Annotated in this window: 8 protein-coding genes (1 of these 8 cut by a window edge); 5 read left to right on the top strand and 3 right to left on the bottom strand. The window is 50.0% G+C overall.

From position 1 onward, the window contains the following. A protein-coding gene (leuD, locus tag MP213Fo_RS09055; protein ID WP_421088718.1) for a 3-isopropylmalate dehydratase small subunit crosses the window boundary here: on the bottom strand, window positions 1-515 show its 5' portion. 91 nt of this gene lie to the left of the window's left edge; only the first 515 of its 606 coding nucleotides appear in the window; its start codon is at window positions 513-515; the stop codon falls past the left edge of the window. A gap of 261 nt (window positions 516-776) precedes the next feature. Here leuD and MP213Fo_RS09050 point away from each other — a divergent pair, with 261 nt between their 5' ends. Then, complete coding sequence (locus MP213Fo_RS09050; protein ID WP_421088717.1) at window positions 777-1,649, top strand: HpcH/HpaI aldolase/citrate lyase family protein; 873 nt, start codon at window positions 777-779, stop codon at window positions 1,647-1,649. 34 nt (window positions 1,650-1,683) lie between these two features. Continuing rightward, a complete protein-coding gene (locus MP213Fo_RS09045) occupies window positions 1,684-1,890 on the top strand; it encodes a DUF1737 domain-containing protein (protein ID WP_421088716.1) in 207 nt (68 codons plus the stop codon). Window positions 1,891-1,941: 51 nt separating this feature from the next. On the opposite strand, the gene MP213Fo_RS09040 is transcribed toward MP213Fo_RS09045, so the two are convergent. After that, the gene (locus tag MP213Fo_RS09040) at window positions 1,942-4,002 is read right to left on the bottom strand and encodes a M3 family metallopeptidase (RefSeq protein ID WP_421088715.1); all 2,061 of its coding nucleotides are present in this window, start codon (window positions 4,000-4,002) and stop codon (window positions 1,942-1,944) included. 244 nt (window positions 4,003-4,246) lie between these two features. On the opposite strand from MP213Fo_RS09040, the gene MP213Fo_RS09035 reads away from it, so the two are divergent. From MP213Fo_RS09035 to typA, 3 genes are all read left to right on the top strand, one after another. Continuing rightward, window positions 4,247-5,530, top strand: coding sequence for a multidrug effflux MFS transporter (locus MP213Fo_RS09035; RefSeq protein WP_421088714.1), 1,284 nt, complete (start codon window positions 4,247-4,249; stop codon window positions 5,528-5,530). A 314-nt stretch (window positions 5,531-5,844) separates the two neighbouring features. Continuing rightward, a complete protein-coding gene (mgtE, locus tag MP213Fo_RS09030) occupies window positions 5,845-7,233 on the top strand; it encodes a magnesium transporter (RefSeq protein ID WP_421088713.1) in 1,389 nt (462 codons plus the stop codon). A gap of 202 nt (window positions 7,234-7,435) precedes the next feature. Further along, window positions 7,436-9,253 carry a translational GTPase TypA gene (gene typA, locus MP213Fo_RS09025; RefSeq protein ID WP_421088712.1) on the top strand — a complete coding sequence of 606 codons (1,818 nt, stop codon included), beginning with the start codon at window positions 7,436-7,438 and terminating at the stop codon, window positions 9,251-9,253. Window positions 9,254-9,307: 54 nt separating this feature from the next. Here the strand turns inward: typA and MP213Fo_RS09020 are convergent, their stop codons facing one another. Continuing rightward, complete coding sequence (locus MP213Fo_RS09020) at window positions 9,308-9,757, bottom strand: universal stress protein (protein WP_421088711.1); 450 nt, start codon at window positions 9,755-9,757, stop codon at window positions 9,308-9,310. Window positions 9,758-9,767 lie beyond the last annotated feature (10 nt).

The raw sequence follows: 9,767 nt of genomic DNA, 5'->3' as shown, positions 1-9,767 counted from the left end.
TTCAACATGCAATAACGCTTGAACTCATCAAGTTCAAAACTAATCGCACCACCATCAGGCCCTGAAATGGTCAACGCTTCCAAATCAATTGACAGTGTGGCATTGGCACCGCGTGATGCATCATCCATCAGCTTATCGAGATCTTCTTGCGAAACCTTGATTGGCAAAATACCGTTCTTGAAGCAGTTGTTATAGAAAATATCTGCAAAAGACGTTGAGATAACACAGCGAATACCGAAATCAAGCAGCGCCCATGGCGCATGCTCACGGGATGATCCGCAGCCGAAATTATCGCCGGCAACCAAAATTTGCGCATTGCGATAGGCAGGCTTATTCAAAACGAAGTCCGGATTTTCTGTTCCGTCCTCATTAAAACGCATCTCTGCGAAAAGACCTTTTCCAAGACCAGTACGCTTGATCGTTTTCAGATAATCCTTAGGGATGATCATATCCGTGTCAATATTGATGATCGGTAACGGAGCGGCAACGCCGGTAAGCTTGGTGAATTTTTCCATCAGTCTCTGAACCTGCCAGTAAATGCTTTTCTCATTGTGCTTTACACCAGCTTTTAGCAGAGTCAAAGAGCAGAACAATGGTAAAATCAACGCGAAGTGCCGCACCTTTGCAGAAGTCGCGCGGTTATCCAGCTGTTGCAACGCATTATAAGCATAATTCCAATGATTGCTTATGATATTAATTACGCACAAGATTCGGTTATTTTTAAGCATCATTTATGACTAAAAATAACCTGAGCGTTTGTTTGAGGAGAATGCAGCGTGACACCCTATCAGCCAAAGCGCACTGTGCTTTATGTGCCCGCCAGCAATCAAAGAGCTCTGGCTAAAACCGGACAGCTGCATGTTGATGCGATTATTTATGATCTTGAAGATTCTGTGGCAGTGCCAATGAAACAATCTGCCAGAGAAATGCTGCGCCAGCATTTAAACGATCAAGTGAGCAACGAGCACGCTCCTCTTCGTGCAGTGCGTATCAACGGCCTCAACACTGAGTGGGCGCAGGATGACATCAAATTTGCTGCACAACTGAATTTTGACGCCATTGTACTACCGAAAACAGAAACCCCGCAGCATATTATTGAGGCCGCGCTTAAACTTGATGATTATGATGCGCCGCAACATTGCCATATCTGGGCAATGATCGAAACGCCGCGTGGTATTCTCAATGCCGATGAGATCGCACGGCTGGCACAAAGATCAGCGGCACGTCTGAAATGTTTTATCGCAGGCACCAATGATATCGCGCTGACCACCGGCGTAAAACTGAGCGGCGGACGTCAGGCACTGATACCGTGGATGATGCAAATCATTTTGGCAGCCCGTGCGGGCGGACTTGATGTTTTGGACGGTGTTTACAATAATTTTCAGGATCAGGATGGTTTCAAAGCAGAATGTGAACAAGGCGCACAACTTGGCTTTGATGGTAAAACACTGATTCATCCCGCGCAAATTACAATCGCGCAGGCGCTATACTCACCAAGCCCTGAAGACATTAAGTGGGCCGATCAGGTGATTTCCGCTTTTAAACAGCCTGAAAACAACACTAAGGGTGCGATTGCCCTCAATGGCTCAATGGTCGAACAACTGCATATCCGGCAAGCAAAGCGTATTCTTGCACGTGCGCGCAACTGATTATAGATATACCCCGTAACAACAGGAAATTACCATGCAACTTTATCGTTTTCTTACCGGCCCTGATGATTCTTCATTCTGTCATCGCGTTACTGATGCTCTCAACAAGGGTTGGACGCTTCATGGCTCGCCAAGCCACAGCTTCAATGCTGAAGAAAAGAAGATGTATTGCGGTCAGGCCGTTATCAAGACCGTTGAAGGTCATGAATATACGCCGGAAACCAAGCTCGGCAGCTATTAATTACACATTCTGAAGCAGCCCCTGTAATGCACATTACAGGGGCTGGTTTATTTAAAGGCCGCGTTTTTCAATCATCGCCTGTGGTGTTGGCATCCGCCCACGAAAAGCCTTGTACAAATCTTCCGGATCTTTTGATCCGCCGGCTGCATAAATATGAGTTTTCAGCTTCTCAGCCAGCGTGGCATTAAAGACATCGCCGCTTTCTTCAAATGCTGCAAAAGCATCTGCATCCAGAACCTCAGACCACATATAGGAATAATAACCGGCAGAATAACCGTCGCCGCTAAACACATGCAGAAAATGCGGTGTGCGGTGACGCATGATAATCGCTTCTGGCATACCTAGTTTTCTAAGAGTTTCAGCTTCAAACACCAGCGGATCGGTAATCTCCTGCTCACTGGTATGAAATGCCATATCCACCAGTGCCGAGGATGTGAACTCTACCGTGTTAAAACCGGCATTGAACGTAGCCGCTTTCAGCACTTTATCGATCAGTGCCTGCGGAATTGTCTCACCGGTTTTGTAATGAACGGCAAATTTTTCCAGAACCGCGCGCTCTGTGAGCCAGTGCTCGTAAAGCTGCGATGGCAATTCGACAAAATCACGTGAGACAGCGGTGCCGGAAATCGCAGGCCATGTCACATCACTGAGAAGTCCGTGTAAAGCATGGCCAAATTCATGAAACAACGTATGCGCATCATCAAGCGACAACAGCGCTACCTCACCTTTAGACGGCTTGGCAAAATTCATCACATTATAAATGATCGGCATCTGGCCGTTATCAAGCCGGTGTGACGACTGTAAAGCACTCATCCATGCGCCTGATCGCTTGCTTTGGCGGGCAAAATAATCGCCCAGAAACAACCCGCGGCGTGTACCATCCGCATTGAAGACCTCCCAGACCCGCACATCAGGGTGCCATGTCTGAATGCCCTTTTTCTCAAGAAAGGTCAGGCCGAACAAGCGGGTGGCGACATCAAAAGCCGCCTCAACCATTTTGTCCAATTGCAGGTATGGTTTGAGATCGCCCTCATCAAACGCAAAGCGGGTAGCGCGCAGTTTTTCTGCATAATAACGCCAATCCCAACCAGCCACCGGATGATTAAGCCCTGCCTCTGCCACCAGAACCTCAAGATCAGACTGCTCCTGAGCGGCACGACTTTTGGCTTTTTCCCAAACCGGCAGCAGCAAATCCATCACCGCATCCGGCGTTTTTGCCATTGTGTCATCAAGTTTCAGAGCTGCAAAACTTGCATAGCCTAACAGTTTTGCTTTTTCACTACGAAGTCTGACAATCTCGCTAACCAGAGCACGATTATCCGTATCGCCACCATTTTCACCACGCTTTGCCCAAGCTTCATAAGCTTTTTCCCGCAAAGAGCGGTTTGAGGAAAATGTCAGAAAAGGCTCAACAATCGCACGTGACAGTGTAACCGCCCACGCATCATCGCGGCCACGCTCCTGTGCTGCCGACTTCATCGCATCACGCAACTGATCCGGCAGTCCATCAAGCTCAGCCTCATCGGTGATGAACAATACCCATGTCGCTTCATCTTTGAGAACGTTCTGGCCAAAACCGGCACCTAATCCGGCCAGTTTTTCATTAATATCGGCCAGCCGTGTTTTACCTTGTTGATCGAGTTTAGCGCCATTGCGCACAAACCCCTTCCAGCTCTTTTCCAGAACACGCACTGTTTGCCCGTCGAGATCAAGGCTGTCGCGTTTCTGATAAAGCGCATCAAGACGGGCAAACAGTGCCTCATTCATCATGATACGTGAACTATGACGCGACATTTTAGGAGCAACCTCGCGCTCCAGCGCCTGAATCTCTTCATTCGTATGGGCACCAGCCCGCATCCAGAACACCGAGGCCAAATGTGAAAGCGCACGCCCTGAAAGCTGCAAGGCTTTCAGCGTATTTTCAATGGTCGGAGCATCGGGGTTATGAATTACCGCCTCAACATCTGCCCAATCCTGCTCAAGCGCCGGATCAAAAGCCGCTTTAAAATCGCTATCGGTAAATTTGCCGAAATCCGGCAGACCCAGCGCACCGCCCCACTCTGTGAGCGCCGAATAGGCAGATATGGCCTGATTGTCCTGCAGTTTTTGCATGCGTGTCTCCGATAGCTGTCATGGTCTTCAAGTGATATTTAAGCAGCTCGCCCCCTCATCACAAGTCACAAACCAACCACCGGCAGCATTTAAGCCGAATATTTGCGTGCCTGCGCTATAAAGGCCGGGGCGCATGAATTGTCTTGATTTGTTTCGATTTTTTATCCCTTCTACACAGGCGCGTGCTCCACACACGCGCTCTGCGCGTATTGGATAATTTCTACTTTCACTGAAAAGCGGGACCATGCCTGACCAGTCTCCAGCTGCGCATAAAAATGCGCCAACGCCTGCTGTAACGGCTACGCATCCGATGACACCGCCGGTCATGACCGAGCGCCGTGTCGGGATTGTCGGTGGTTTTCTTGCTGCAGTCGGCCCTGTGGCTATGTCGCTCTATACACCGGCAATGCCTGAGATTGTGAGTGATTTCGGCACAACCGAATCCGCCGTTAAATTAACACTCACGGTTTATTTTGGTGGCTTTTGCTTTGCGCAGCTGATCTGCGGCCCGCTCTCTGACGGTTATGGCCGCAGGCCGATTACCATTCTCTTCATGTCAATCTATTTGGCTGCCAGTGTGCTCGCATTGTTTGCGCCAACAATTGAAGTTATGGTGCTGGCACGGCTACTGCAAGGTATTGGCGCGGCAGTGGGTGTGACCATCTCGCGCGCTATTGTGCGCGACCTGTTTACCAGTGACCGCTCAGCGCGGGTGATGAACCTGATCGGTCTTGTGCTCGCCGTAGGCCCCGCTATTGGCCCGACCTTGGGCGGGCTGACTTTGGAGTTCCTGGGCTGGCATGCCATATTTTTAGTCATGATCCTGCATGGTATAGCGGTGATGACCATGATGCTCTTTTACGTGAAAGAAACCAGCACCCCTGACCGCGCACAAGTTCGTCCGCGTGTTTTGGCAAAGTCTTATCTCAGCCTGTTGCAACAGCCCTATTTCCTGTTTTCCAGTCTTGTACTCACCGGTGCCACCGGCGCACTTTACACCTCAGCCACCATTCTGCCGTTTATCCTTATGACCCGTGTCGGGCTCACCGCCAGTACATTTGGCATGGGCATGTTGCTGCAAACAGCCTTCTATATCTCCGGCAGCATCATTTACCGGCTGCTGATGAACCGGATAGCGATTTTCAAACTATCCTGTATCGGGCTTGCCTGCACGTGCTCTGCAAGCATTTTACTCGCTGTGCTGCTGCGTTTATACGAGCCGAGCTATTTGCTGATCATGCTGCCAATGGGGCTTTATGTAACGGGCATTGCTTTTCTCAGCCCGCAAATGAGCACCGCCGCTTTAGCGCCTTTTCCGCATATTGCCGGTTCTGCCTCGGCAATGATGGGTTTTTTTCAGATGATCGGTGGCCTGATCGGCGGCTTGATCTCCGCATCAATGGGCGATCCGGTTTTGGCAATGGCAACCTTGCTGCCGCTGATGGGATTGCTGTCGCTGTTAAGCTTTATCGTGTGGAGCAGGTTAAAAATGCCATGCGCGGTAATTATTCATAAAATTCCAACATAAATTATCTAGAAAGCTTTCTGCGAAAAGAAAAAGTACTGAGAAATGCGCCATAATTGTAAATCTTGTGCGCTGCATTATGGGCAGCTTCAACACCCTTAATCCGGCTAAGGCGGGTTGACATCTGCAACGGAACAGCACAAAAACACCTTAAGGTCGCCCTCGAGGCACACCTGTTTTAACCGGAGTTTCACTCTTATGCCCAGCGACAGTCACAGTCGATTGTTTATGCCGTCACCGGCAGACCTGACCTGATCGCTACGTGATTGGTTTGTTACGGTCTGCCTTTGACGGCGGATCGACAGAGAGGCAAACCAATGAACCAGAATACCAGCACCTATGGTGCAACTCTCGACACTACCAATCTTGCAATTACAACCTTGCTTGAGCAAATCAGCCTGTTACGAACCGGTGACGCTGTTGAGCTGATCAACGAGCTTGACCTTGATGATAAGGTTGCGCTGTTCCGTACGCTTTCAATCGATCAGGCAGTGCTGCTGCTTGATCGGCCTGAATTGCATTATGCTGATGAAATTATCGACAGTCTCGATAATATCCGCGCCGGAGAAATTCTCAACGGCATGTCCGCTGACCGTGCCACCGATATTTTTCATGAGCTGGACTGGCCATCACGTAATCGCCTGTTTGCGGTACTGTCGCCTGAAACCAAAACCACTCTGAAAAAACTGATGTTTTATCCGGCAGATACTGCCGGTGGTCTGATGACCACAGAGTTTATTGTTGTACCCTCAACATGGACGGCCGATCAGACCCTGCACTATATCCGCAAAGTCGAGAGCTCGCGTGAAACGGTCTATGCCATTTACGTCGAAGATCCGGTTACCAAAGTGCTACAACGCGCGGTAACGCTACGTCGCCTCATTACTTCTGATCCCGATGCACAGATTATGAATATCGGCCGCGATGAAGAGCCCCTCACAATCCCGCCACTGATGGATCGTGAAGAGGTTGCGCGCTTATTCCGTAAGCACGATCTGCTCGCTATTCCTGTGGTTGATGAGGAGCATCATCTGATCGGCATTGTCACTGTAGATGACGTGCTGGATGCGATGACGGCTGAAACGTCGGAAGACGCCTATAAATTCGGTGGTATGGAGGCTTTTACCAAGCCTTATATGCAAATCGGCTTTTTTGAAATGCTGCGCAAACGCGGTGGCTGGCTGTGTATTCTGTTTTTAAGCGAGATGCTGACGGCAAGTGCCATGCAGCATTTTGAGGTTGAACTGGAAAAAGCCATTGTGCTGGCGCTCTTCATCCCGCTGATTATGAGCTCAGGCGGCAATTCCGGCTCACAGGCGACCTCGCTGCTGATCCGCGCACTTGCACTGCAGGATTTGAAACTTGGTGACTGGTGGCGCGTAGCGCTGCGTGAACTGCCAACCGGATTGGTCTTGGGTTCTATGCTTGGTCTGATCGGCTTTGTCCGTATCGCCGTATGGCAAAAAACCGGCCTTTATGATTATGGCGAGCATTGGATACTGATCGGCATTACCATCGGCGTTGCACTTGTCGGCATTGTAATGTTCGGTTCACTTACCGGCTCTATGCTGCCATTTATCCTCCAGCGCCTCGGGCTTGACCCTGCCAGCGCCTCGGCTCCGTTTGTTGCCACCCTTGTCGATGTGATGGGGCTGGTGATTTATTTCAGCGTCGCTGTCATCTTCCTGACGGGAACTTTGCTGTAAAAAACAAAGACCGGGCGGTTAAAAAGCCCGGTTTTTTCTTACCCATGCTGTCATTGCAGGTCTGCTTTGTTATCATGATTATGCTAAAATCACCCCGACCCCTTTTAAAATTGGCGAAAAACCTGTAAGAGCGCCCCATTATCTGCGGCGTTCACTCGGTTTTGTCCTGGGCGTCCCAACCCCCTATTCAGAGTGATACTCAATGCAATTGCGCAACATCGCGATCATCGCACACGTTGACCATGGCAAAACGACCCTGGTTGACGAGCTTCTGAAACAGTCCGGCGTATTCCGTGACAACCAACGCGTTACCGAACGCATGATGGATTCTGGCGATATCGAGCGCGAGCGCGGCATCACCATTCTTGCCAAGGCAACATCAGCCGTTTGGAAAGATACACGCATCAACATCGTCGATACCCCAGGTCACGCCGATTTCGGTGGTGAGGTTGAGCGTATCCTCAGCATGGTTGACGGCGTTGTCGTACTCGTTGACTCTGCTGAAGGCCCGATGCCACAGACAAAATTCGTCGTTGGTAAAGCGCTGAAGCTTGGCCTGCGTCCGATCGTGGCTATCAACAAAATTGATCGTCCGGATGGTCGTCATGAAGAAGTAATCAACGAAGTTTTCGACATGTTTGCAGCGCTTGATGCGACTGACGAACAGCTCGATTTCCCGATCCTTTACGGTTCAGGCCGTAACGGCTGGATGGCTGAAAGTCCGGAAGGTCCAAGTGATCAGGGTCTGGCTCCGCTTTACGATCTGATCGTTAAGCACGTACCGGCACCAACAGTTGCTCAAGGTCCGTTCTCAATGATCGGTACCATTCTGGAAGCTGATCCGTTCCTCGGCCGTATCATTACCGGACGTATCCATTCAGGCACATTGAAGCCTAACCAAGCTGTTAAAGTGCTTGGCCAGGACGGCAAAACCCTTGAAAACGGCCGTGTTTCCAAGATTCTTGCTTTCCGTGGTCTGGAACGTACAGCCATTGAAGAAGGTGTTGCAGGCGACATCGTTGCGATTGCCGGTCTTTCAAAAGGTACTGTAGCCGACACATTCTGCGACCCGTCGATCAATGAAGCCATGAAGGCTCAGCCGATTGATCCGCCAACAGTAACCATGTCTTTCATCGTTAACGACAGCCCGCTTGCCGGTACTGAAGGCGACAAAGTAACCAGCCGCGTTATCCGTGACCGTCTGCTGAAAGAAGCTGAAGGTTCGGTTGCGCTGAAAATTGAAGAATCAGAAGATAAAGATTCTTTCTATGTTTCAGGTCGCGGTGAATTGCAGCTCGCAGTTCTGATCGAAAACATGCGTCGTGAAGGTTTTGAGCTCAGCATTTCGCGTCCGCGCGTTGTGATGCACAAAGATGATAACGGCAACCTGCTTGAGCCGGTTGAAGAAGTTGTTATCGACGTTGACGAAGAATATTCCGGCACCGTTGTTCAGAAAATGTCTGAGCGCAAAGCCGAAATGGTTGAGCTGCGTCCATCCGGTGGTAACCGCGTTCGTCTGGTGTTCTTTGCACCAACCCGTGGTCTGATCGGCTACCAGTCAGAACTGATGACAGACACTCGCGGTACAGCGATTATGAACCGCCTGTTCCATGAATATCAGCCGCACAAGGGCCCGATCGGTGGTCGTACTCAGGGCGTTCTGATTTCAAACGATCAGGGCGAATCAGTTGCTTATGCGATGTTCAACCTTGAAGATCGCGGCCCGATGATCATTGATGCCGGCACAAAAGTTTATCAGGGCATGATTGTTGGTATTCATACCCGTGATAATGATCTGGAAATTAACGTGCTGAAAGGCAAGAAGCTTACCAATATGCGCGCATCCGGTAAGGATGAAGCGGTTAAGCTGACCCCGCCGATCCGTATGACTCTTGAACGTGCTTTGTCATGGATTCAGGACGACGAACTGATGGAAGTAACTCCGAAGTCGATTCGTCTGCGCAAAATGTACCTCGATCCAACCGAGCGTAAGCGTCACATTAAAGCGAAAAATAACTAAAATAGAAAACGGCGCCTCAGGCGCCGTTTTTTTAACTGTCATCAGGGCTTATAATTATTTTACAATCAAAACCGGCACTTTGCTCAGCGACAGCACTTCGGAAGCCTGACTGCCGAGCAGCAATTTATTCATACCGCGGCGGCCATGAGAGGCAATCACGATAAGATCGGTTTGATGTGTTGCAGCGGCTTCAACAATACCAACGGCCGGTGATTGATTCTCAATATGCAGACCTTCAGCCTGCAGACCGGCATCCCGCGCCTTAGCGAGCGCCTGCTGCACAATAGCTTTTGCCTGTTCAGCCATTGATTCGCGATAGTCTTCAAAAATTTCCGGTGAGGTGCTCAGCCCCGGAGCTACGACAATACCATAGCTTGGAAACAGATCTGTCACCGTCACAATCGTCACTTTCGCATCCAGCATTTTGGCCAGACCAATAGCCTGTTCCAGACCTTTATTAGCAAGTTCCGAACCATCGGTTGCAACCAGAATATGTTTATACATTCTCTCCACC

This window comes from Pseudochrobactrum mosebachae (assembly GCF_048914685.1).
Lineage (GTDB): Bacteria > Pseudomonadota > Alphaproteobacteria > Rhizobiales > Rhizobiaceae > Pseudochrobactrum.
The sequence above is the reverse complement of the archived record's forward strand: the minus strand, read 5'-3'. Positions and strand labels throughout refer to the sequence as shown.

What these genes read in the sequence shown, in the direction of transcription:
- MP213Fo_RS09045 (WP_421088716.1), top strand. Translation starts at nt 1,684, where the DNA reads ATGCAACTTTATCGTTTTCTTACCGGCCCTGATGATTCTTCATTCTGT.
- MP213Fo_RS09040 (WP_421088715.1), bottom strand. Translation starts at nt 4,002, where the DNA reads ATGCAAAAACTGCAGGACAATCAGGCCATATCTGCCTATTCGGCGCTC.
- MP213Fo_RS09035 (WP_421088714.1), top strand. Translation starts at nt 4,247, where the DNA reads ATGCCTGACCAGTCTCCAGCTGCGCATAAAAATGCGCCAACGCCTGCT.
- mgtE (WP_421088713.1), top strand. Translation starts at nt 5,845, where the DNA reads ATGAACCAGAATACCAGCACCTATGGTGCAACTCTCGACACTACCAAT.
- typA (WP_421088712.1), top strand. Translation starts at nt 7,436, where the DNA reads ATGCAATTGCGCAACATCGCGATCATCGCACACGTTGACCATGGCAAA.
- MP213Fo_RS09020 (WP_421088711.1), bottom strand. Translation starts at nt 9,757, where the DNA reads ATGTATAAACATATTCTGGTTGCAACCGATGGTTCGGAACTTGCTAAT.